Source organism: Prevotella histicola (assembly GCF_055385135.1).
In genome coordinates, this window is record NZ_AP043793.1 from 25,320 (window position 1) to 48,821 (window position 23,502).

General features: G+C 40.3%; 16 protein-coding genes. 5 read left to right on the forward strand and 11 right to left on the reverse strand.

Going from position 1 to position 23,502, the window contains the following annotated elements:
- Positions 1-86: 86 nt before the first annotated feature.
- The 3 genes from dnaJ to ACZ48L_RS00125 are packed head-to-tail and all read right to left on the reverse strand — an operon-like array spanning position 87 to position 3,517.
- Positions 87-1,247, reverse strand: a complete 1,161-nt coding sequence (gene dnaJ, locus ACZ48L_RS00115) for a molecular chaperone DnaJ (protein ID WP_025791556.1) — start codon at positions 1,245-1,247, stop codon at positions 87-89.
- Between the two features lie 29 nt (positions 1,248-1,276).
- On the reverse strand, positions 1,277-1,852 hold the full coding sequence (locus tag ACZ48L_RS00120; protein WP_025791557.1) for a nucleotide exchange factor GrpE: 576 nt from the start codon (positions 1,850-1,852) through the stop codon (positions 1,277-1,279).
- Positions 1,853-1,900: 48 nt separating this feature from the next.
- Positions 1,901-3,517, reverse strand: coding sequence for an ABC-F family ATP-binding cassette domain-containing protein (locus ACZ48L_RS00125; protein WP_025791559.1), 1,617 nt, complete (start codon positions 3,515-3,517; stop codon positions 1,901-1,903).
- A gap of 290 nt (positions 3,518-3,807) precedes the next feature.
- On the opposite strand from ACZ48L_RS00125, the gene ACZ48L_RS00130 reads away from it, so the two are divergent.
- Positions 3,808-4,698, forward strand: coding sequence for an RluA family pseudouridine synthase (locus ACZ48L_RS00130; RefSeq protein WP_025791561.1), 891 nt, complete (start codon positions 3,808-3,810; stop codon positions 4,696-4,698).
- 14 nt (positions 4,699-4,712) lie between these two features.
- Positions 4,713-4,868, forward strand: a complete 156-nt coding sequence (locus ACZ48L_RS00135; RefSeq protein WP_199897295.1) for a hypothetical protein — start codon at positions 4,713-4,715, stop codon at positions 4,866-4,868.
- 32 nt (positions 4,869-4,900) lie between these two features.
- Here the strand turns inward: ACZ48L_RS00135 and ACZ48L_RS00140 are convergent, their stop codons facing one another.
- Both ACZ48L_RS00140 and ACZ48L_RS00145 read right to left on the reverse strand, forming a co-directional pair.
- Positions 4,901-5,878, reverse strand: coding sequence for a FecR family protein (locus tag ACZ48L_RS00140; protein ID WP_025791562.1), 978 nt, complete (start codon positions 5,876-5,878; stop codon positions 4,901-4,903).
- A gap of 118 nt (positions 5,879-5,996) precedes the next feature.
- Entirely contained in the window at positions 5,997-6,530 is a 534-nt protein-coding gene (locus ACZ48L_RS00145) for an RNA polymerase sigma-70 factor (RefSeq protein ID WP_008822187.1), read from the reverse strand.
- Between the two features lie 244 nt (positions 6,531-6,774).
- Between ACZ48L_RS00145 and ACZ48L_RS00150 the strand changes: the two genes are divergently transcribed.
- Positions 6,775-10,104 carry a SusC/RagA family TonB-linked outer membrane protein gene (locus tag ACZ48L_RS00150; RefSeq protein ID WP_025791566.1) on the forward strand — a complete coding sequence of 1,110 codons (3,330 nt, stop codon included), beginning with the start codon at positions 6,775-6,777 and terminating at the stop codon, positions 10,102-10,104.
- 3 nt (positions 10,105-10,107) lie between these two features.
- Positions 10,108-11,685 carry a RagB/SusD family nutrient uptake outer membrane protein gene (locus ACZ48L_RS00155; protein WP_008822189.1) on the forward strand — a complete coding sequence of 526 codons (1,578 nt, stop codon included), beginning with the start codon at positions 10,108-10,110 and terminating at the stop codon, positions 11,683-11,685.
- A gap of 324 nt (positions 11,686-12,009) precedes the next feature.
- Here ACZ48L_RS00155 and ACZ48L_RS00160 read toward each other — a convergent pair whose 3' ends face one another.
- The 5 genes from ACZ48L_RS00160 to ACZ48L_RS00180 form a co-directional block, all read right to left on the reverse strand.
- Complete coding sequence (locus ACZ48L_RS00160) at positions 12,010-13,302, reverse strand: sialidase family protein (RefSeq protein WP_231294632.1); 1,293 nt, start codon at positions 13,300-13,302, stop codon at positions 12,010-12,012.
- A 77-nt stretch (positions 13,303-13,379) separates the two neighbouring features.
- Positions 13,380-15,017 (reverse strand): beta-N-acetylhexosaminidase, encoded by a 1,638-nt coding sequence (locus tag ACZ48L_RS00165; RefSeq protein WP_025791571.1) that lies wholly within the window; start codon positions 15,015-15,017, stop codon positions 13,380-13,382.
- Between the two features lie 31 nt (positions 15,018-15,048).
- Positions 15,049-17,037, reverse strand: coding sequence for a glucosamine-6-phosphate deaminase (locus ACZ48L_RS00170; RefSeq protein ID WP_219493199.1), 1,989 nt, complete (start codon positions 17,035-17,037; stop codon positions 15,049-15,051).
- A complete protein-coding gene (gene nagB, locus ACZ48L_RS00175) occupies positions 17,037-17,825 on the reverse strand; it encodes a glucosamine-6-phosphate deaminase (RefSeq protein WP_008822193.1) in 789 nt (262 codons plus the stop codon). The genes ACZ48L_RS00170 and nagB overlap by 1 nt, the downstream gene beginning before the upstream one ends.
- An 11-nt stretch (positions 17,826-17,836) precedes the next feature.
- The gene (locus ACZ48L_RS00180) at positions 17,837-19,162 is read right to left on the reverse strand and encodes an MFS transporter (RefSeq protein WP_025791574.1); all 1,326 of its coding nucleotides are present in this window, start codon (positions 19,160-19,162) and stop codon (positions 17,837-17,839) included.
- Between the two features lie 752 nt (positions 19,163-19,914).
- Here ACZ48L_RS00180 and ACZ48L_RS00185 point away from each other — a divergent pair.
- The gene (locus ACZ48L_RS00185; RefSeq protein ID WP_025791576.1) at positions 19,915-21,462 is read left to right on the forward strand and encodes an alpha-L-fucosidase; all 1,548 of its coding nucleotides are present in this window, start codon (positions 19,915-19,917) and stop codon (positions 21,460-21,462) included.
- A gap of 675 nt (positions 21,463-22,137) precedes the next feature.
- Here the strand turns inward: ACZ48L_RS00185 and ACZ48L_RS00190 are convergent.
- Positions 22,138-23,493 (reverse strand): discoidin domain-containing protein, encoded by a 1,356-nt coding sequence (locus ACZ48L_RS00190; protein WP_025791577.1) that lies wholly within the window; start codon positions 23,491-23,493, stop codon positions 22,138-22,140.
- Positions 23,494-23,502: the final 9 nt, after the last annotated feature.

A 23,502-nucleotide genomic window follows, 5' to 3' on the forward strand; every position in this document is an offset into this window, starting at 1 on the left:
ATAGATAATAAGCCCCATTAGCCAGATCTGACTAATGGAGCTGTATTATTTTATGCAATTAGATTTATGTAATTCATTATGTGGTGTTAGCTAAAAAGTTTCTTGAAGTTTTCAAAGATAGAGTGTTTTGTTGTTATATCACCCTGGAAGTTTTCACTTTCACGAAATTCTTCTATGGCTTTTTTCTCAGTCTTACTTAATGTCTTTGGGACAAAGACACTGATGTGTACCACTAAGTCGCCTATTCCATTTCCGTATCCTTGGACAGCAGGTAGTCCTTTGCCACGAAGGCGAAGGGTCTTTCCTGGCTGAGTTCCAGGTTCTATCTTAATCTTTACTTTGTTATTGTCTATAGTTGGAATCTCAACTTGTCCACCCAAGGTAGCGGTAGGAAAATCAAGAAGAAGATTGTAGATAACGTTTTGTCCGTCACGAATAAAAGTATCATTTGGCTCTTCCTCTATATATACCTGAATGTTACCAGTAATTCCATTATGTTTCCCTGCATTTCCTTTACCTGGAACATTTACAACCATGCCCTCTGCAACGCCTGCGGGGATCTTTATTTCAACGACTTCTTCACCCTTTACTATTCCTTCTCCATGACAATGAGTACATTTATTTTTTATAATTGTACCTTCACCGTTACATACATGGCATGCTATTTGAGTTTGCATCATACCAAAGATACTCTGTTGTGTGCGAATCTCCACACCAGAGCCATGACAATTAGGACAAGTCTCGGTATCATTTCCATTCTCAGCTCCTGTACCGTGGCAATGCTCACATACAATATCTTTGCGAACCTTGAACTTCTTTGTTACCCCAGTTGCTACTTCTTGTAATGAAAGACTTACCTTCAAGCGTAAGTCTGCACCACGATATTTAGGGGCTTGCCTACTACTTCCTCCGAAACCACTAAAGCCACCACTATGTCCACCGAATACATCGCCAAACATAGAGAAAATATCATCCATAGAGAAGCCCCCAGCACTACCAAATGGACTCTCCCCAAAGCCTCCGCCTGGAACGTCAAACCCGAACTGGTCGTATTGTTGTCGCTTCTTAGAATCATGTAAAACATCATAAGCTTCAGCCGCCTCTTTGAATTTGGCTTCAGCTTCTGTATCTCCAGGGTTACGGTCAGGATGATACTTGATAGCAAGTTTTCTATATGCTATTTTTATCTCACTATCAGTGGCAGTCTTACTGACACCTAGTACCTCATAGTAATCTCTCTTTGCCATGTTGTATATGACTATTGAAGGTTTAGTCTTTATTGTCCTACGGCTACCTTCGCATGACGGATAACCTTATCATTAAGTTTATAACCAGTTTGTACACAATCTATCACTTTGCCTTTTTTGTCATCTCCCATACCTGGAACCATTGCTATGGCTTCGTGATAATCAACATTGAAGTCTGCATCATCGGTTTCAATCTTATTAACTCCTAATGTCTCTAATGCTTTAAGGAATTTCTTGAAGATAAGGTCAAATCCTTCTTTGATAGTTTTTGGATCTTCTGTCTTGTCTGCAAGTGCGCGCTCAAAGTCATCTAGAATAGGGAGAATGGTTGAAATCGTCTTTTCGCTTCCGTTGAGGATCAGTTCCGACTTCTCTTTTAGCGTACGCTTTTTGTAATTGTCGAATTCTGCAGCTAAGCGAATATATTTATCTTTCCACTTCTCGGCCTCTTCTTGTACTATTGTTAACGGATCTGTTTCCTCTTTATCTTCTGATTCCTTGTTGGACTTCTCGGGCTGATTCTCTTTGTCGTTAAAAGCTGAGTCTTTACTATTTTGATCCAGCTCTTCCCCTTCTATATTTATTTTCTTTTCGTTCTTGCTCATTTTTTATTATCATTTATTATGGCATATAGTTACAAATTGTATGCCATATTAGTACATTCCCGCTTTTTGCTCCTTTATTTGTTCGTCGTGAATGTAGTCGTCGTAAGTCATTAGTTTATCTATTGTTCCTTTAGGAGTAAGTTCGATAATACGGTCGGCAACCGTATTAATAAACTCATGGTCGTGTGAACTGAAGAGAATATTACCTTTGAAACCAACTAAGTTATTATTGAAGGCTTGAATACTTTCGAGGTCAAGGTGGTTAGTTGGAGTATCGAGGATTAAGCAATTAGCGTTCTGCAATTGCATGCGTGCTATCATACAGCGCATCTTCTCTCCTCCCGAAAGTACGTTTACCTTCTTTTCCACTTCTTCTTGTTTGAAAAGCATTCTTCCGAGGAAGCCCTTCATAGCAACTTCATTGCCTGGTCCGTATTGTGAAAGCCAGTCCACGAGGTTCTTATCGGTATTAAAGAAATCTGTATTATCAAGTGGGAGGTAAGCTGTGGTAATAGTGATGCCCCAGTTATAGATTCCCGCATCTGCCTTACGATTACCATTGATGATCTCGAAGAGTGCCGTCATAGCCTTTGGATTGCGAGATAGGAATACTACCTTTTGCCCCTTTTCTATGTTGAAGTTTACATGATCAAACAGTACTGTACCATCAGCATCAACGGCTTTAAGATTCTCAACTTCCAGAATTTGGTTTCCTGGCTCACGTTCCATAGTGAAGATGATGCCAGGATACTTGCGGCTTGATGGTCGGATCTCTTCCACGTTTAGGCGCTCAAGCATCTTCTTGCGAGAAGTTGTTTGCTTGCTCTTAGCCACATTGGCAGAGAAACGGCGTATGAATTCTTCTAATTGCTTCTTTTTTTCTTCGGCTTTCAGTTTCTGGTTCTGTGCCTGGCGTAGTGCTAATTGAGAACTCTCATACCAGAAAGAATAATTACCTGCAAAGACTGTCACCTTGCCGAAGTCTATGTCTATAGTCTGTGTACTTACAGAGTCGAGGAAGTGACGGTCATGAGATACTACCAAGACAGTCTGATGTTCGTCAATTTCTCCGAGATATTCCTCTAACCATTCAACAGTGTCAAGGTCAAGGTCATTTGTCGGCTCATCCAAAAGGAGATTCTCAGGCTTTCCGAAGAGTGCTTTTGCCAACATGACACGTACCTTCTCTGTGTTTGACAGTTCTGACATCAGTTTGTCGTGTAGTTCTTCCTTTACACCTAAGTTCTGCAACAGCTGCGCAGCATTGCTTTCGGCTTCCCATCCATTCATTTCGGCAAACTTCAGCTCAAGGTCGGCAGCGCGGTTACCATCTTCTTCTGTCATTTCTGGCTTTGCATAAAGCTCTTCACGCTCCTTCATATTCTTCCAAAGCGTTTCGTGCCCCATAAGGACAGTATCCATTACCTTATATTCATCATATTTGAAGTGGTCCTGTTCAAGTACAGACAGACGTTCGCCTGGCCCTAATTCTACTGTACCTTTGGTAGGCTCCAAATCACCAGATATTGCACGTAGCAATGTTGATTTGCCAGCACCATTTGCACCTATGACACCATAAATATTACCCGGAGTGAACTTTAAATTAACATCCTTGTAGAGTACTCTCTTGCCGAATTGGATAGCAAGGTTCGAAAGTGTTATCATCTTCTTCTGTTACCTTATTATATAATTTGTGTGCAAAGGTACTACTTTTTATTTTATTAACCAAAAGAGAATAGCAAAGACCCTATTATCCAAACGTTACTCCTACACCCTCCTATGACTCCCTATGGGCGGAGAAAACCAGAATATATCAATAATGTTTGGTATGGGTTGGATTGATATTGTTAAACTAGGAGAGATTTTTCTTTAGAGATATAATATTAAGAAATAGATTAATCTGTTTTTCGTATAATCTGTCTTGTTTTGTCTTTTATTCTTTGTACTTTTGCAGCATGATAAGAAAGAATCCATACGCAGAAGAGAAGTATACGCACTACAGAGTAGGGGAGGATAAGCCTTTGCTTGAATGGTTGCTGGCGAACTTGAAGGAAAGTAAAAGCAAGGTGAAGGCAACACTGCAGAACCGTGGAATAAAGGTGAATGGTAAGTGTGTGACTCAGTTTGATCATCCTTTGCATCCAGGTGATAGGGTGTCGGTCAGTAAGAGTAAGAAGAATGATCAGTTTCATAATCGCTTCGTGAAGATTGTTTATGAGGATCGCTTTCTGGTTGTGATAGAGAAAAACATTGGTATATTATCCATGGCGGCTGGTCATTCAGCTCTGAATGTGAAGACCGTGCTGGATGATTATTTCCATCGTACTCGTCAGAAGTGTACGGCACATGTTGTTCATCGGCTCGATCGTGATACCTCTGGGCTTATGATCTATGCTAAGGATATGCAGACGGAGCAGCTTTTAGAGCATGACTGGCATAATATTGTTTATGACCGTCGTTATGTCGCTGTGGTCAGTGGTGAAATGGAGCATGACGAGGGAACGATTGCCAACTGGCTAAAAGATAACAAAGCCTATGTTACTTACAGTTCGCCCGTTGACAATGGCGGGAAGTATGCCGTTACGCACTTTCATGTTTTGGATCGTACTGTGTCGCACAGTCTTGTTGAATATCGTCTTGAGACAGGGCGTAAGAACCAGATTCGTGTTCATTCTGCCGATATGGGGCATCCTGTCTGCGGGGATGTCAAGTATGGTAATGGTGACGACCCACTGCATCGGCTCTGTCTTCATGCCTATGTTCTTTGTTTCTATCATCCTGTGACGCATCAGCGTATGGAGTTCGAGACTCCTATCCCTGCGGTTTTCAGACATTTGTTTAAGTAAAAAGAAAATAGTCTATGGAGAATATACAGTATTTCATGGCATTGCTTGCAGTTCTTGTGGTTGGTGTTTTTCTTATTAAGAAGATAACTGGTTGCATCTTTCGGATTGTTATTGCCGTTATTATGCTGGCAATTATAGGGTGGGCTTTGACAGTCTTACACCTCCTTTAGCTTATAAGGTTATAAAAGGATAATCCTCTCGGTTATGGTGCTGAGAGGATTATCTTTTTCCCTTCTATTGTGTATTTGAAGGAGATTGTAAATGCAAGTCCGTTTAATACAGTCCGTATATCGGAACTTTTCTTTATGACGCCGCTGTAAGTCTTTTGATTGTTCAGTGACGAGTCAACCGTAACATTCACATCATATAGTTGTTCAATAATCTGTGCTATCTGTATTATATTCAGATTCTCAAACGGAACCATGTTATCACGCCATGCGGCTTCAACTGGTGTGTATTCCTTTTTAGTCTGAATAGATTTGCTATTCTTATTGATAGTTGCCTTTTGATTAGGATGAAGGATAACTTTTCCTTCATGGTTCAGTCCTGTTACCTCTAAGCGTCCTTCAATCAAACTAATCTCTTCATTCCCATTCTTTCCATGTTCATTGAAGTTGAATGTAGTTCCTAAGACACGTGCTGTAGCCCCGTTACTGCTTACAATAAATGGCTTTTCAGGGTTCTTGGTCACTTTGAAAAGAGCTTCTCCTTTTATGTTAACCCTTCTCTCTTCGCCATCAAAGTCTTTGTTATAGCTTATGGAAGCTCCTTTGTTAAGCCAGACTACAGAATTATCAGGGAGCGTAATGTGCTGTATGTTGTCTTGTGCTGCAACGGTAATATATTCCTTTGAACGGTGAAGATAAGTAAACATTCCTCCTCCTACCATTAGGACAACAAGGAAGATTGCTGCATACTTTATTATGTTGTGTAAATTCAAATGGTGTTCCTTTGTTTCTTCCTTGGCAATTTTATTGAATAGTTTTTCTTCTGCCTTAGAGATTTTCTCCTGTGTCGCAAGTGGATTAGGCTTACCTATATGATAGATAAGCTCTTCTCCAAATACTCTTTTGGAATTTTCTTCAGAGAGTTCTAACCATTTTGCCAGTTGTTCCATTTCTTTGTCATTGGCCTTCCCAGCAAGATAGTCTTTGATAATTTTGTTATTTATTTTATTCATAGTCCAAATTCTTTTTGCACTGTGTTGTTAAAGAAGAGCATAGACAGTGTCATGAGGTACACTCACAGTAATAACAATTTTCCTAAGAGTTTTACTTAATTATAAGTAATAAAAAATGTTATAGGGCGTAAACTTTGTCTTTTAGTCTTTCACGCAATGCTTTTATGGCTTTATAGAGATGAACCTCTACCGTACGAATAGAGATGCCTAACTGTTCTGCAATCTCTTTGTTCTTCTTGTCGTGTTGGTAGCTGAGAATAAATACCTCACGGCATTTACCAGGGAGCTCGTCAATAGCATCATTGATTTGTTTGCGTAGTTCAATGCTCTCAATATAGTCCATGACATTATTCTTCTCTGGATTATAAAAGTCTAGTTTAAGGCTCTCGACCTTTTTTACACTATCGGAGTAATTGTTCACAACAGCTTGGTGCTTTAGAATATTTAAAGAGCGTGTGTAGACAATGCGATAGAGAAAAGCTTTTATATGTCCTTCATCTTCAATGTTGTCTTGGTATTTCCACAGTTCCATAAAAGCCTCCTGTACTATATCCTCTGCTTCATCGGCATTGACAAGGCGTGAAGCGTAGAAGGTAAGTGCTGGATATGTCTCTCTGAATAACTGTCTAAACCTTTGCTCTGGTAACTCCATAATCGAAAGTCTTATCGAAATCTTAGTGTTTGTTAGCAGCTGTCTTGGCTCTTATTTTAGTTCGTACACTTCTTAGAAGTGGTACAAAGATACAGTATTAAATACTTGTTAGGCATAATGTTGGGTTAATTTATGTGAAATGGTGTACTTGTCTCTATATCTAATAAGTATAAATGCTTATCTTTGTAATGTTAATTTCAAAGTTTTGGCTGAGTTCTAATCAGACAGTTATAGAAACCTAAATATGAGAGAAGCCTATAGCCTGAAACGGCTATTTACAGTTCTACTGTTCATTTTCATCTTTTGGGGGAAGGTGGGAGTGTTGTCTGTGTCTGCACAAGTGTCATTAACAACTAATCGAACAAGTCTTAAGGTTGCTATTCGAAGATTAAAATCAAAGACCAAGTATCGTTTCTTCTATAATGACGAATTAGCTAAGAAACCAGTTAATGCTGTTTCGATTCGTGATTTGCCTATCACTTTCGTGTTAAATAGGTTGTTTGACAAGACCGGAATTACTTATACTATTGTTGATGATGTCATTTATTTGAAGAAGGAACAGCAACTTCCTGTTGTGCGTCAGGAAAATGATGTAAATACCAAAGGGAATAAAGTGGCTAAAGAGCAGGCTACAGCCCCTGTTATTTATACTTTCCAAGGTCAGGTTACGGACACTGATGGGATGCCTCTTATTGGAACAACAATTACTCAAAAGGGTGGAGACAAAGTTTATGCTGTTGCGGACCTTGAAGGGAGATATGTTATTAAATCAGATAACCCACATCCTGTTTTGGTCTTTTCGTATATTGGTTTCGATACTGTAGAGAAGGTGGCAAGCACTAATCATCATATGACAGTGGTATTAAAGGAGAGTTCCTATGAATTACATGGGGTTGTAGTGACTGCTATGGGTATTGGTCGGTCTAGTAAAGCCTTAAACTACGATGTCAAGCAATTGTCAAATAGTGATATAAACACTGTTAAAACCTCGAATATTGGGAATGCACTGATAGGTAAGATAGCAGGAGCTTCAATTAATGAGTCTGCTGCGGGTATGGGAGGAGCTGCTCGTATCATAATGAGAGGCCCAAAGTCTTTAGCACAAAGTAACCAACCTTTGTATGTCATAGACGGTATTCCTGTTAATAATAGAAGTAATGATGCGATCAAAAGTGGTATTTATTCTGTGCAGCCAGGTGCAGAAGGAATATCAGATATCAATCCTGATGATGTAGAAAGTGTTTCTGTATTGAGTGGTGCAGCTGCTGCAGCATTATATGGGTCAGCAGCAGCACAAGGTGTAATCATGATTACGACAAAGTCAGCTCGCACTGGAAAGTTAGCCATAGAATGGTCTTCTTCTATGCAAGTCAGTACCCCATTGGTCCTGCCGAAGTTCCAAAATGAATATATTAACCGTCCAAATGAAATGAAATCATGGGGAGAGAAGCAGAAAACCTCATATTCTCCAAGAGATTTCTTTAAGCATGGTCTTAGCTTTATAAACACTATATCATTAACAAAAGGAACCGAGCGTAATCAGTTTTATTTGTCTCTTGGTTCTACGGATATGAGTGGTATTGTTCCTAACAATGATTATCAACGGTACAATTTTACGTTTAAGAATATTACATCGATGCTTAAAGATAAGTTGAGATTTACTTTCTCTTTAAAACTTATCAGAGAAAAGGATCGTAATATGTTGGCCCAGGGACAATATTTTAATCCTCTTACATCTGTTTATCTATTCCCTAGAGGGGAAGACTTTTCGGATATTAAGAACTTTGAGAAGTTTGATGTGGTGCGTGGAATACCATTACAGAACTGGCGTTTTGGGGATGATCTGAAGATGCAGAATCCTTATTGGATAACTAATCGTATGGTAAAGACTACTCAACGGAATCGATATTTGACAGACTTAGATGTGAAGTATGATGTAAACAGTTGGCTCGGGCTGGAGGGAAGACTCCGTTGGGATCAAGCACTCAATAAGATTGATGATAAGCGTTACGCTTCAACCTTAGAAGTCTTTTCGCATTCTCCCTATGGTTACTATGGATATAGTAAGGTTGATGATCGTGCTTTTTATGGTGATGTTAGGGCTGATGTGACAAAACAATGGGGAGATCTCTCACTTGCAGCTAATGTTGGAGTGGCTTTTACTCATACTAATTATGACGTTTCTGGGTGGCAAGGCGGTTTAAAAGCACCTTCTAATATATTTACTCCTAATGCTATTGACTACGGAAAGGTTTCGAGTGACAACCGTCCAATATATGATATAACTCAGCATACGATTAGTTCTCTCTTCGGAAGTGTAGAGTTGGGCTGGAAAAAGAGGGCACATATTACGGTAACTGGGCGTAATGATTGGGACTCAGCTCTTAGTAATACGGCTCAACAATCATTCTTTTATCCTTCTCTCGGATTCTCTTATATAATTTCTGATCTTATCCATCTTCCTCGTTTTATTGATTATTTGAAGGTGCGTACATCTTGGGCTTCTGTGGGTTCTGCCATCTCCCCGAATATTTCATCTGCTTGGAGATATGAGTATGTACCGTCTACAGGAACATATAAGACAATTACTTATAAGTTCCCTAAGACTTTTTATCCTGAACGAACGAACTCTTGGGAGGCTGGATTGGTAGCCTATATGTTTAAGGGAGCATTTACTCTGAATCTTTCTTTTTATCAATCAAACACAAGAAATCAGACTTTTCTTCGTCCAATTACCGTTGGTGGTCCCTATAACCGAGAATATATTCAAGCGGGTAATGTGCGTAATCGAGGCTTAGAACTGTCTCTTAATTATAATAAGGAATGGGGAAAACTGTTGTGGCAGGTAGGATTGAACTATAGTATGAACCGTAATAAGATCATACGATTACTGGATAATCCCAAAGAAACCTTACGACAAGGAGGCTTAAATGGCTGTGAGATCATCTTAAGGCAAGGTGGAACCATGGGTGATCTATATACCTTTACAGATTTCAGACGTGATGCCGATGGTAAGATCTTGCTTAATGATACATATCAAGTGATGCAAACTGAATTGCCAACGCCTCAATACATAGGGTCTGTTCTGCCTAAAGCTAATCTTGGAATTAGTAATAAGTTTACTTGGAGGGGCTTTAACTTCGGGCTATTGCTCACTGCACGTTTTGGAGGACTATGTGTTTCTCAAACTCAAGCCCTTATGGATTCTTATGGAGTCTCACAGAAAACAGCTGTGTTACGTGATTATGGAGGTGTGAAAGTAGATGGTTTATTGATCTCTGCGGAGAAATATTATGCTGTAGTTGGGGGCGAAACTCCAATTTGGGCAGAATATATCTATAGCGCAACTAATGTTAGGATAAAGGAAGCTTATGTCAGTTATACCTTCAAACGGCTGTTTAAGAAAGCAACACTGACACTTGGTTTGACAGCAAGAAACCTATTGATGATATACAATAAGGCTCCTTTTGATCCGGAGGCAACACCTTCTACAGATGTCTATTATCAAGGATTTGATTATTTTATGCAACCAAGTCAGCGAACAGTAGCTCTGAATGTCAATGTAAAATTTTAGTGTATGGTGAAGTTAAAGACAAAGAATATTATGCTTATGTGTAGCAAGTTACATTGCAAACTGGGTTGTCTCTCGCTGCTATTAGGCTTTCTCGTTTTTTTCGTTTCATGTACAAACAACTTTAACGACATAAATAAACCTGCAGGTAAGCTGTCTATTGAGGAACTGCAAAGAGATAACTATGCAGTTGGTTCGTTTCTTATACAGATGCAGGGAGTGGCTTTTCCAGAACAGGAGAATGCTTATCAGACGATGATTGACTTTGTTGGGAATTATCTTGGACGCTACACAACTTACACAAAAGAGCTTTCGAAGAACCATACACTCTTCAATGCAAGCAATAACTGGTGTGCATGGCCAGCCTCTTATGCACCTAAGGTTGTTTCAGCTTTCAACGAAATAAAAAGACTCAGTGGTGATCAAAGTGCTGCGTATGCACTTGCTTTAATCCTTCGAAGCCAATCATTTCTACGTTTTACAGATATCTATGGTCCTTTCCCGTTAGGTCTTGATGATAATGACCCTAACGTTTACACTCCTCAACCAGATATTTATAAGATGCTGATAGCAGACCTGAATAGGGCTATTGCCATCATTAAGACAGACAATATGATAGGGGAGGAGAAAAAGATTTTTGCTCCTTATGATATGGTTTATAGGGGGGATTTCGATAAATGGATAATGTTTGCCAATTCTCTGAAGCTCCGTATGGCTATTCGTATCAGCAGTGTAGCACCTCAACTGGCACAACAGTTAGGTGAAAAAGCCGTCAGGGATGGAGTCATAGAGGATAATATAGATAATTGTACCGTCAATTATCTCAAGTCAGGCTTATGGGTTACGTCTGTCTCATGGGGAGATAGTCGTATCTGTGCTGATTTAGAGAGCTATATGACAGGCTATAAAGACCCGCGTCTTGCAAGTTATTTTAAGCCAACTGCACTCCGTGGCAATCGGATGTATATAGGTTGTAGAGCTGGGGCTCCGGTGAGTAGCAACGTATTGGCTAAACGTTTATATTCTGCGGCAAATGTTACTGAGACAACTCCTGGGGTCTGGTTGACGGCATCAGAGATGGCTTTTTGCAGAGCAGAGGGTGCTCTTAGAGGATGGAATATGGGTGGAGGTACTGCTAAGGACTTCTACGAACAAGGTGTAAGACTATCTTTTGAACAGTGGGATGTGGAAGGTGCTTCTGAATATCTGGCTGATAGTCTGTCTACTGAGGCTGATTATGTGGATAATCTCGGTGGTTTTGGAGGCGATTTCGGTAAGATGTCTGAGATAACAATCAAGTGGAAAGAATCGGCAACTATGCAAGAAAAGCTGGAAAGGATTATCACCCAGAAGTGGATAGCACTCTTCCCGAATGGTCAGGAAGCGTGGGATGACTTGCGCCGTACAGGTTATCCTCACGTTTTTCCTATACCGCAGAATACTGATGATTATAACTTATTGACCCCAAATCGTATTCCATTCGATAGAAATGAGCGAATAAATAATCGTGAGAATTACCTGAAAGCAATTGAATACTTGGGTGGAGGAGATAACTATGGTACACCAATGTGGTGGCAGTATTAGTGTTGTCTTTTCTCGTTGTATGTGATAGTAGTGTAAATTTTATTCACAATAGGGAAATGAAAGATGCCCTTTTACAATGCAAAAGACCGTCTTTTGCATTGTAAAAGGGCATCTTTTGATGTGTAAAAGGGCATGTTTTACATCGTAAAAGGGCACCTTTTAAAACTGCTTTCGTAACCTCCTGATAATAGGGAGGTTATGAAAGGCGAAAAGAACAGATTCTCATCAGAATTCACTATTATGTCCTTTTGTTTTTGTAATAGTATTTCGTGTAAATGAATAGATACTACCCAGAACGATACTCACATAATAGTCGTGGTCTTCTCAATGTACTGACCTATGTCTCTTTGCCTCCTTTATGTAGCTATCACGGCTTACAAATGGTTGGATTATATATTCCCCTTTGGTAATATCTTCCAATGAGAGACTCTTGAATTCTATGTCATAACCATCTTCTTGCCCGCGAACTTCATAGAGGAATCCTATGCGTTGGTTCTTCATAAGAAGCATGGTTGAGTAGCAAGATGACTCTTCCGTCACGCATAATCCTTTCTTCCAGTTGCTACCTAATGCCTTTGCAGTGGAATAATCAGAGTAGTTGGCAAGTTCTTTATAGAAGAATCCGACACTGTCTCGGCGTGCACTGAGTGGTACAGATTGCAGAGCAACATAGAGTTTCTTACCATCTGACTTGCGTTTGGCAGGTACAATGAGTATGCTACCGTTGCAGGCGTTGACCTCTTTTGCAGTCATATTGCTTGGCATAACCTCTTTTCCCCAAGAGCCAGTAGCGTTCAGTGCATTAGTATAGGTAAAGACATTGAATCGTCTTCCACCATTTACATCCCTGCAACTCAGCAGAACACTACCGTCGGGAAGTTCCTCTACTTTTGATTCATCTTGGGCTATAGAGGGTGCTATGGATGGTGTTCCTAATACGTGCCATGTATATCCAAAATCGTCTGAGTAGATTACGAACGTTCCACATCGTTCTACTCCTCTTTGTCTGATAGGGTGGGCTATGTATAATCTGTAGAACTTCCCTTTGCGTATGTAGTGACTTTGCATGATTCTACCAGAGGTAAGAAAGATGCCGTCAGGATGTCCTCCATTAGGTAGTTTCCCATCATATAAGGAATAAATCATCTCTGTTAAGTCAGTTCCTGTATCCCATGTACGTCCATTATCAGTGCTATGGAAGAAGATGGCATGCTGTGGATTGCTCCGTGTTGACTCTGGAAAAGCAACCTTTCCAGCCACACAATGCATGAGAACATTGTCTGATGTACGGTCAGCAACGAGACTTGGATCGCCATAAGCGGTCTGAACAGTATCTTTGGCATGCTCATTCCCCCTTGCAACGCAGACAGAATCAGACCAAGTTCGCCCATAGTCCTTACTTGTTTTCATGACAACATTTATCTGCCATAGCCCGTTTTTATGATTCCATCCTACATCTGTGTGGCTGAAACGATAATCACAAGCTGCTAATAATGTACCTTGGCGTGTCTCGGTAATAGCTGGAATACGATAAGGAATTGGGCTGTTTGCCCTGTCAAAGACGATAGTGGTTAAACCACCATCTCCCTTTCCCATTTTAATGTTGGCTGCATTCATCACAGATACTGCTGCCAAGAGTAATATGAGGGTGAAGCTTTTTTTGTTCATGAGGTTTTTAATTGGAAGGTTCTTCTTTACCATTCGGATCTATTATGATTGAATCGGTCTGGCCAAAGTTGGAGTGCATAGACGTATTTATAGAGATCATAGATCTTTGCCATATGGTCTGCACGTACCTTGAAGTTGCTAAAGTCTTTCTTTTCTGGTTGTGTCCACTGAACCTCACTAAGGGCTGCCATGCGTGGAAGTACAGCATATTCAGCTCGGTTAGGATAGGCTATGTATTCTGACCAAAGGTTGCCCTGTGTCCCAAGAATATGCTTCCTATTCTCTGCAGGCATGTTTGCTGGTGCAGGATCAAGGCTGTAAACCTTCTCAACAGTAATTAATTGATGTTGTCCTTCGGGTTCTGTGTCTTCGTTTTCATTCTGTTTGTAGTCGAAATAGCAATGGGAAGTAGGGGTCATGATCACATCATGTCCTAATTTAGCACCACGTTCACCAGGTTCAATACCCCTCCAACTCATGATAGTGGCACTTGGATTAATCTCTCCATCAAGGATTTCATCCCATCCAATAATCTCTCTCTGCTTACTGTTGATATACTTTTCGATTCGATTCGTGAAGTAAGCCTGTAGCTTATTAGCGGATAAGTGTTGTTCAGCAGCAAGCTTTTGACATTTAGGACACTCTTTCCAACGCACAGTAGGAGTTTCATCGCCACCTATATGGATGTATTTGGATGGAAAAATTGCTGCCATCTCGTCAATAACATCTTGTACAAACTTGTAAACTTGCTCATTACCGAGGCATAACACATCCTTATATACGCCCCAAGCATGGCCAACCTCGTATGGGCCACCAGTACATCCGAGTTCTGGATAAGCTGCAAGTGCAGCTTTCATGTGCCCAGGCATATCAATTTCAGGTATGACTGTGATATGGCGTTGGCGTGCATATTCAACAATATCTTTTGCCTCTTGTTGTGTGTAGAAGCCTCCGTAAGGTTGTCCATCATCAACATCAGAGTTGTGTCCCATTATTGTTCCTGATCTCTTTGAGCCGATTTCAGTTAGCTTAGGGTATTTCTTTATCTCAATACGCCAGCCCTGATCATCCGTCAGATGCCAGTGGAAGACGTTCATATTGTGTAATGCTATGAGGTCTATGAAACGTTTTACGAAGCTTATAGGGAAGAAATGGCGTGAGCAATCGAGCATCATTCCACGGTAAGGAAACCTTGGAGCATCTGCAATACTTACTGAAGGCAGTAAGACTGGCTCATGTTCTGTTGGGCGTAGAATGGGTAATGACTTACGGAGAGTCTGTATACCGTAGAATACACCTGCGGAAGTTCTGCCACTGATAACTACCTTTTGTGGCGTAACATTAATCTTATATGCTTCATCTCCTTGTATTTTAGGGTCTATAACAAGGAAGATGGATGGAACTTTCGGCTTTGGATTCTTATTTATCGTAAGCAAAAGTCCAGTTGTTTCCTTTATATAATCAGAGAGGAATTGCGCATTCTTCAGCATCAACTCGTCTGTTGAAGGACAAATAATCTGTGCATTTGGTGATAAGTTAAAAGGTTTGTCCTTTGTTAGAGTAACTTGTTGAGGTTGAGGAATCACGTTATAGTCAGCTTCTGCAGCTCCTGCTTGAAGCAGGAACATGCAGAAAGACACTATTAATAGAATCTTCTTATACATAAGTTGTTTATAGTTATGTAGTATCAGCGTGCTATACTTTGTATTCTACGAAGGCTTCCATAGCTTCATAGCAAGCTAATCCCAGTTTGTCATAGAGCTCAGCTGTACCACGATTGCGGTCTTCTGAGCGCTGCCAGAAGAGTCGTTCATCATTCCCAAGGAATGGTGCACTCTCCATTTGGCTTTGGTGTTTAAGGATAGAGTTACGCTTTGCACGAAGTTCCTCAGGACTGATTGGTACGCACATCTCAATGTTTTCAATCTCCCATTCAGCCCATGCGCCACGATACATCCATACTCTACAGTCTTTAAGCCACTCTGCTTTTGCTTCTTTCTCCATGTCGAGTGCTGCGAGAACAGCATCTGTACACTTGCGATGAGTACCATGTGGATCGGCTAAGTCGCCAGCTACATAGATTTGATGTGGCTGTATAGTACTTATAAGGTTTCTTACTATGTTCACATCAGCCTCACCCATTGGTAATTTTTCTATCTTTCCTGACTCATAGAAAGGTAGGTCAAGGAAGTGAACATGGTCGAGAGGTATCTGATTAAAGGTTGAAGCAGTGCGTGCTTCACCACGACGAATGAGTCCTTTGATGGTCCGTACATCCTGACTATCTATGTCTCCTTCCTTCTTACTTTGCAAGAATGTCTTTATTTCCTTATACTTTTCTTTGATGATTTCATCTTGTTCATTGCCGAAAAGCTGATTGAAGCCATTGATGAAGTGCATGAATCGTACAACTTCTTCATCTCCAACGGCGATATTTCCAGATGTTTCGTAGGCTACATGTACGTCATGTCCCTGCTGAACAAGCCTGCGAAGCGTACCTCCCATAGATATAACATCATCATCAGGGTGCGGAGAAAAGACGATAATCCTCTTTGGATAAGGGTTCGCACGTTCTGGTCTATAAGTGTCATCTGCATTAGGTTTACCTCCTGGCCATCCTGTAATAGTATGTTGAAGGTCATTGAAAATCTTAATATTTGCATTATAAGCAGAGCCATATAATGCAAGGAGTTCACTTAGACCATTCTCGTTGTAATCTTTGTTAGTAAGTTTCAGAATTGGTTTCCCTGTTATCTGGCATAGCCATACTAGTGCTGAACGTACCAGTTTGTCTGTCCATTTGCATGAAGCAACGAGCCATGGATGCTGAATACGTGTCAATTTAGCAGCAGCAGGTAGGTCTATGACAACGTGTGCATCGTTGTGTGTCTGCAAGAAAGAAGCTGGAACAGCATCGGTAACCTTCCCTTCAACAGTTTTCTTGATAATATCTGCTTTCTCTTCACCCCATGCTGTGAGGAATATTTTACGTGCAGAGAGAATGGTTTCAATGCCCATTGTGATGGAACATGGGGGCACTGTCTCTTGTGAACCAAAACTCATTTTCATCTCTTCTCGTGCTGTTTCATCGATAAGGATGAGTCGGGAAGTAGACGTTAGACTTGATCCTGGTTCGTTGGTTGCAATGTTCCCCATACGACCTATACCCAGAAGGATAACGTCCATACCACCTAATTCCTTTATCAAGTGTTCGTATTGACGACAATATTCTTGCACTTCGTCTTGGGGAAGGGTTCCGTCAGGAGTATAGATGTTCTCTGCTTTGATGTCAATATGGTTCAGAAAGCGTCCCTTTAGCTGGTTAATGCTTCGGTTTACATTCTCTGCATTCAGTGGAAAATACTCATAAGCATTGAAAATCACCACATCCTTGAAGCTCAATTCCCCAGCTTCATAACGTTTTATAAGCTCTTGAAAAATAGGAGTAAGGGATGATCCTGAGCCTATACCCATGATAAACTTCCTGCCTTCTTGAGCTGCTTTCTTTATTCCTTCTTCAAGTTGATTGGCAATATCTATGGCACCTTCTTCGATAGTTGGGAATATATCCGTAGGTACTTTCTCAAAACGTGTAATCTCAGAGCGTTCTATTGCGGTTGCTGGATGATAGAATTCTTCTGGAATTTGGTTGAGTACTATCTTTGAACTTAGATTTAGTTTCATCACAGATTCTCCTTTTCTATATCTTTAAAGTATTTGTATGTTTCGACTGTTAACTTGTCTGTAGCAGCCTCATCACAAACGATAATGCCGTGTTCATGCATCTGCAGTGCACTGATTGTCCACTTCTGGGTAATGCCACCTTCTACTGCAGCCCGTAGAGCTTCCGCCTTATGATGTCCATTAACAAGTATAAGTACTTCCTTTGCGTCCATGACTGTACCGACACCTACCGTCAAAGCATGAGCTGGAACCTTCTCTGGATCATTGTCAAAGAAGCGTGAATTGGCTATACGTGTGTCAGAAGTCAATGTCTTGATACGCGTACGTGAACGGAGAGAAGAACCTGGTTCGTTGAAAGCGATGTGTCCATCAGGACCGATACCGCCAAGGAACAGATCGATACCACCAGCCTCGCGAATCATGTCTTCGTAGTGTTGACATTCTGCTTGTAAGTCTTTTGCATTGCCATTAAGGATATGTATATTCTCTTTAGGACAATCAATATGATTAAAGAGGTTCTCTGCCATGAAAGAATGATAGCTCTGTGGATGGCTCTCAGGTAGTCCAACGTATTCATCCATATTGAATGTAACAACATTCTTGAAGCTTACTCTTCCTTCTTTATAGGCTTTTACCAATTCGGAATACATCCCCTCTGGTGATGATCCTGTTGGTAAACCAAGCACGAAAGGCTTAGTATTGTTCTTGGCAGCATTGATGCGTTCAATAACATAATTGGCTGCCCACTTGGATAGTTGCTCGTAATTAGGTTCTATGATTAATCTCATATCATTAGTTTTTAATTATTTTCTTTGTTATTTTTAGATGTATCTGGATAGGTAAAAGGTACGAACCAGGTGATTAGTAGTGCTGGAATAGTACATACTAAAACGAAAATGAAGAAGTGACGATAGCCCAGATAGTCGCTGGCCAAGCCACTTAACATACCAGGAATCATAACTCCAAGATTCATTATCCCACTTGCGAAAGCGTAATGTGCCATTTGGTGTTTGCCTGGAGCAACCTGTTGCATCATGAATAATGACAAGCCGACAAAGCCAAAGCCATAACCGAACCACTCCATGGTTATACCTGTACCAATTAACCAAAGGCTATTGGGTTGATAAATAGCTAAAAGAGTGTAAGCTATGAAAGGAATATTGAAGACCAAAGCTAAGGAGAATAGACTCTTTTGAAGACCTCTCCAAGCTATATAATAGCCTGCAAGGATTGAGCCGATTACGAATGCTGCGGCTCCAAAGGTACCATAACAAAGTCCAATTTCTTTTTCATTCAATCCTAATCCTTGTTCTGTGCGTGGTGCTTTGAGGAAAAGAGGTACAATCTTCATAACAAAGCCTTCGGCGAAGCGATATAGAATGATGAAACATATATAATATATAATGTGGCGTTTGGTAAAGAAATCCTTGAAAACCTCTAATAACTCATGCAATGACTGACGAAGGGTTATCGGGTTCCCTGATGCAGGTTTCTGTGTACTTGGTAATATAAAGTAATGGTAAATACCAACAATTATCATTATAGCAGCTATGATAAGCATAATGAACATCCACGCTCTTGTTACTCCAAAATGTGTAATGAAGATACCAGAGAGATATACCAGCCCACCTGTTGCAGCTATTTTTGCAACGTTGTAGAAAGCTCCTTGCCATCCAATCCAGCGAGCTTGCTCTTCATTTGACAGTACAGACATGTATGTTCCGTCTGCTGCTATGTCGTGAGTTGCACCACTTAAGGCAATAACGGCAAAGATTGCGATTGTTATTGCAAAGAAAGAGGGGAGGTGAAGTGCAAATGCTACAAGTGCAAAGAGTATTCCTGTGAGTAATTGTGTGAGAACAACAAAGAACTTTTTAGTCTTGTATATCTCAAGAAAAGGACTCCATAAGGGCTTTAAAGTCCAAGGAAGCATTATGAGGGAAGTCCAGAATGCAATTTGTTTGTCGGATACGCCCATGCCTTTATACATGAGTGAACTAACCATGTTTAGTACAACGAAAGGCATGCCCATTGCAAAATAGAGGGTAGGGACCCATGCTGCAGGATTGATAGAACGCTTCTCTTTCGGGCTTTTTGTCGTTAGGTTCTTAGCGCAAAGATTCATTTGTCTATAGGGTTTTAAAAAAATAACAGTCAAAGATACACTTTTACTTATATTTATACAAGTATTTAACTTTAATTTACCTTATTAATTGCTTTCTGTATTCCCTTTCTGTATAAGCTCTGAGGGACTACAGCCCCTGAGATTTAGTTTCCTTTTGTGCTATAATAAAGGAAAAATGGAAATAGTATTTCAAGCTAGAATCAAGTGAATATAGCATTGTAGATACTAAGCTTTTGGGGAAAAACTATATTGGTGTAATATGTAGAAGAATACAGAAGAAGCTGGGTGAACTGGCATATAATGTGTGGTAAAATAAAATTACAGTGAAAAAAGAGGGATGAGAGAAAATATTTTTTCTTTAGTTTTGTAACCTGCACATTACCAGATGGTTACATGTAGGCTTGTAAAAGGGCATCTTTTGCACCTTAAAAGGGCGTCTTTTACATGTCAAAAGGGCATCTTTTACAATGCAAAAGGTGCCCTTTTGACATGTGAAAGATGGTCTTTGAAAAAGGAAGAGGACTTTTCTTTACAAAAGATGGGAAATGTATTCTTCAGAACTTATATGTTCTATAGGTATATAAGGATAGCTCTTTGGTATGATGTATATCTATGTAGTGTGCTTGGTTCGTTTATAGTATCTCGGACTCATTAGGTACCTTTTATTGTGATTACATTCGTTTTTCTCAATGAAAATGTATATTTTTGTACAGTTAAATTAGGGGAGTATTTCCCATTATTACCTAAATATTATGCAATCAAAAACTAATCTTAGATTATTCAGGTCGACTATTTTGACTTCCTGTCTGTGGTTATTCTTATTATTATCTTACTCTTCTGTCAAGGCACAAAATAAGAATTACGTCGTTATCAATCCGTCTGATTCACCATCGGAGATTGTACGGAAGGCTGCAAATGTAGTGCCTTCGAAGCGCCAGTTTGCATGGCAGAGGCAGGAGCTGACTGCATTTTTGCATTTTGGAATGAATACTTTCACAGGTAAGGAATGGGGTGAAGGGACGGACTCCCCTGCAATCTTCAATCCTTCTTCACTTGATGCTGATCAATGGATACGCGAATTGAAAGCTGCAGGGTTCAAGTGTGCTATTCTTACTTGTAAACATCACGATGGCTTTTGCCTATGGCCATCAGCTTATACGGACTATAGTGTGAAGCATTCTCCTTGGAAAGAGGGGAGAGGAGATGTGGTACGTGAAGTGAGTGATGCCTGTCGGAAGTACGGAATGTCATTTGGAATATACCTTTCTCCGTGGGATCGTAATTCAAAACTGTATGGAACAGAGGAATATAATGACTATTTCATGAAGCAATTGACTGAACTACTGACACAGTATGGTAAGGTAAGTGAGGTCTGGTTTGATGGTGCTTGTGGTGAAGGACCGAATGGAAAGAAGCAAGTTTACGACTTTCTTCGTTGGTATAGTCTTATTCGGAAGTTGCAACCTGATGCTGTAATAGCTGTCATGGGACCTGATGTCCGTTGGGTTGGAACGGAGACTGGTCGTGGAAGAGAGATGGAATGGAGTGTTGTTCCAAAGGAGAATCTTAATCAAGAGGCCATAGCAGAGAATTCACAGAAGGAGATGTTGACAGTGCCGGCAGGAGACATGATGGGGCAGGATCTTGGTAGTCGTAAGGTAATTGAGAAAGCTAAGTCGCTCATTTGGTATCCTGCAGAGATTGATGTATCTATTCGTCCAGGTTGGTTCTATCATGAAGACCAAGACAGTAAGGTGAAGACTCCAAAGGAGTTGATGGATATATACTTCACTTCCGTTGGTATGAATGGTGTTTTGTTATTGAATGTCCCACCCAATAAAGCCGGTAAGTTTGCAGATGTTGATGTAAAAAACCTTCGTGGTTTCCGTCAGTTGTATGATGCTACGTTTACGAAGAATCTTTTAGCTAATGCCAATGTCTCATGCAAACTCTTAAAAGGTAAGGCTTCTGATGTTATAGATGGTGACTATGATACATCTGTTAGACCCAATATGAGTCAGGGTAAAGCAGTGTTCTTGTTTAAGCTGAAGAATGCTATCAGCTTTGATGTACTTTCTGTTCAGGAGGATATTCGGAGTGGACAACGCGTAGAGCACTTCTTCTTAGAGGTGAAGGATGCTAATGGTAAGTGGCAGAAAGTTACGCAGGGTACGACCATAGGGCACAAACGCCTGTTGAGATTCCCTATGTGTAAGGCTAAAGAAATACGCTTAGTTATTGATCAGGTGCGTGAAATCCCTACCATTTCTGAAATTGGATTGTATCGTTTGGCTGAGTAGCCACTCGGACTTTAGTCCTGATTAGTGGCTTTGTCATGTAGCCTTATGGTATGACTAATGTTTTAAGAGGATGTGTCAAGATAGACACATCCTCTCTTCTTCTTATTTGTTTCTTTCTCTGATATCACAATAGGGGATGAGCTGTATTATCGTTTGTAGTCTGTCTGTAATTATAGGATATTGTGATATGGAGTGTGAAAAGCTTTACAGATTGTTCTTGATGTGAGTGCTTACAAGAACTTGTGCTTTATAAACAGACGGCTAAACCTTCCATATTATATCCCTTTCATACTACTCTAATACTTCTGTTCTATATATGAAGCATTATCTTTACGTCTGTTATATAGATTTATCTGACGGTTTAATGTTCTATATGATGAGGGATTTACTGGGAAGTACCGTACCTTCTATATATTTAGTTTTAGTCATATAGCAATTGGAGAAATAATTATTGATGAAGGTTTATGCATACAATAATAGAATAGTTTATGCAAATTACAACAGAAGAAGGTGTACCAGCCTGAAGCACATGCTTATAGTAAAAACTAAAAACGACATTGTCCCAGAACGCAGCAAGGCATATAAAACAAAACTCCTGAGCCTATGAGAAGGCTCAGGAGTTATATGTAATGCAAGTAACTACCCGCAGGTTGCTTAATACTTACACGTTGTTTCTTATTTGAAGACTTTGACTTCTGTCAGTGAACCAAAGGCATCTGATACGTGGAACTCTATCTTCAGGTAACGTACGTTGACTGTTTTCGTAGCGTTGATGTTGTTCCATGTAACTTGATTGAGATTGAGTTTATCTGACATTGGAGTCCAGTTGGTACCGTCAGTACTACCATATACCTTGACATACTCTGGGTAATAGTTGTACATACTGCTGATAAACATTCCCAGTTTAATACCCTTTACATTCTCCGTTTGTTTGAGATCAATAGTAAGATCTGAAACACCTTGGGCTAAATAGTCATAATCTTCAGTGTTTCCATCAGTCAAGTCTTCTATTGAACCATATCTTAATTGTGGAGAAAGGGTAAGGGTGAAGTCTGAACTGCTAATCTCCGTACCGCTCGGCTCTGAAGATGAGAGTGCGAAACGAGCATCTATAACATTGATAGGGATGAGTACCTTTCCGTTTGCGATGTAGTGTTTGTTACCATCTTTATCGTAGTAGACGGCACGCATAGGAAGAACATACTCACCAGAAGCAGTGAACTTCTCTGGATGTTGTAGCTGAACAGTTGTCTGAATCTCTTGTTGGTTCTTTGCATTCACCTTAGAGGTTACTTCTATACCTTCTGGTGCGAGCTTCTTGTTACCCTCATTTTGGAACAGAGAGTTATCACGCTCTAAACCAACTTCACAGTCTGCAGTCATCAGACTATCTGTTGTGAACAAAACAGTTACACTTGGAGTTCCAACGTATGTCGTGTTGCTTCCATCAAGTTTTACAGAGAGATCTGCCTCGTCAAGATATACTTCCCACACATCTTTGGGAGTAATGACAATGTAAGCGTAGTCTTCCTTAACCGTCTGAGGGCTTCCCAGTTCTCCGTCTGCAGGAGTAATTCGGATAGGGACAACTGTTGGCTTATTCATCTTAGTGAGCCCATTTACGGTCACAGGGATGTCAATTTGGGTTGTCTCGGTGTTGAATTCGAAAGCCCCATTGTTAGGTAATACAACCTGATTAGCTGAGATTACCTGATAATCGTTATAGGTTGTAGAGAGCAAAGGAGCATCAGCTGCAAGAGCAATCTGAACCTTAGCTGCCTTAGTAAGAGTACGACTAATGTTCGCTTTCAGGGTGAAAGCATGACTATCCTCACCTAAAGGAATGTCTGCAGAGAATGGATTGTCATATTTTACAACATTAGTTGAGAAATGAACCAGGTTATTACGTGGGTCTGAACCATGGAAATAGCCAGGTATGTCATACTCACCATCATAGTTGTAATCGTGGCTACAACTGGTGAAAGTTGTAGCTGCGAAAGCAAGTGCGATAATATATATATATCTTTTCATCTTAATTTA

What these genes read in the sequence shown, in the direction of transcription:
- ACZ48L_RS00185 (WP_025791576.1), top strand. Translation starts at nt 19,915, where the DNA reads ATGCAATCAAAAACTAATCTTAGATTATTCAGGTCGACTATTTTGACT.
- ACZ48L_RS00125 (WP_025791559.1), bottom strand. Translation starts at nt 3,517, where the DNA reads ATGATAACACTTTCGAACCTTGCTATCCAATTCGGCAAGAGAGTACTC.
- nagB (WP_008822193.1), bottom strand. Translation starts at nt 17,825, where the DNA reads ATGAGATTAATCATAGAACCTAATTACGAGCAACTATCCAAGTGGGCA.
- ACZ48L_RS00155 (WP_008822189.1), top strand. Translation starts at nt 10,108, where the DNA reads ATGGTGAAGTTAAAGACAAAGAATATTATGCTTATGTGTAGCAAGTTA.
- ACZ48L_RS00170 (WP_219493199.1), bottom strand. Translation starts at nt 17,037, where the DNA reads ATGAAACTAAATCTAAGTTCAAAGATAGTACTCAACCAAATTCCAGAA.
- ACZ48L_RS00160 (WP_231294632.1), bottom strand. Translation starts at nt 13,302, where the DNA reads ATGAATGCAGCCAACATTAAAATGGGAAAGGGAGATGGTGGTTTAACC.
- ACZ48L_RS00165 (WP_025791571.1), bottom strand. Translation starts at nt 15,017, where the DNA reads ATGTATAAGAAGATTCTATTAATAGTGTCTTTCTGCATGTTCCTGCTT.
- ACZ48L_RS00145 (WP_008822187.1), bottom strand. Translation starts at nt 6,530, where the DNA reads ATGGAGTTACCAGAGCAAAGGTTTAGACAGTTATTCAGAGAGACATAT.
- ACZ48L_RS00180 (WP_025791574.1), bottom strand. Translation starts at nt 19,162, where the DNA reads ATGAATCTTTGCGCTAAGAACCTAACGACAAAAAGCCCGAAAGAGAAG.
- ACZ48L_RS00135 (WP_199897295.1), top strand. Translation starts at nt 4,713, where the DNA reads ATGGAGAATATACAGTATTTCATGGCATTGCTTGCAGTTCTTGTGGTT.
- ACZ48L_RS00140 (WP_025791562.1), bottom strand. Translation starts at nt 5,878, where the DNA reads ATGAATAAAATAAATAACAAAATTATCAAAGACTATCTTGCTGGGAAG.
- ACZ48L_RS00120 (WP_025791557.1), bottom strand. Translation starts at nt 1,852, where the DNA reads ATGAGCAAGAACGAAAAGAAAATAAATATAGAAGGGGAAGAGCTGGAT.
- ACZ48L_RS00130 (WP_025791561.1), top strand. Translation starts at nt 3,808, where the DNA reads ATGATAAGAAAGAATCCATACGCAGAAGAGAAGTATACGCACTACAGA.
- dnaJ (WP_025791556.1), bottom strand. Translation starts at nt 1,247, where the DNA reads ATGGCAAAGAGAGATTACTATGAGGTACTAGGTGTCAGTAAGACTGCC.
- ACZ48L_RS00190 (WP_025791577.1), bottom strand. Translation starts at nt 23,493, where the DNA reads ATGAAAAGATATATATATATTATCGCACTTGCTTTCGCAGCTACAACT.
- ACZ48L_RS00150 (WP_025791566.1), top strand. Translation starts at nt 6,775, where the DNA reads ATGAGAGAAGCCTATAGCCTGAAACGGCTATTTACAGTTCTACTGTTC.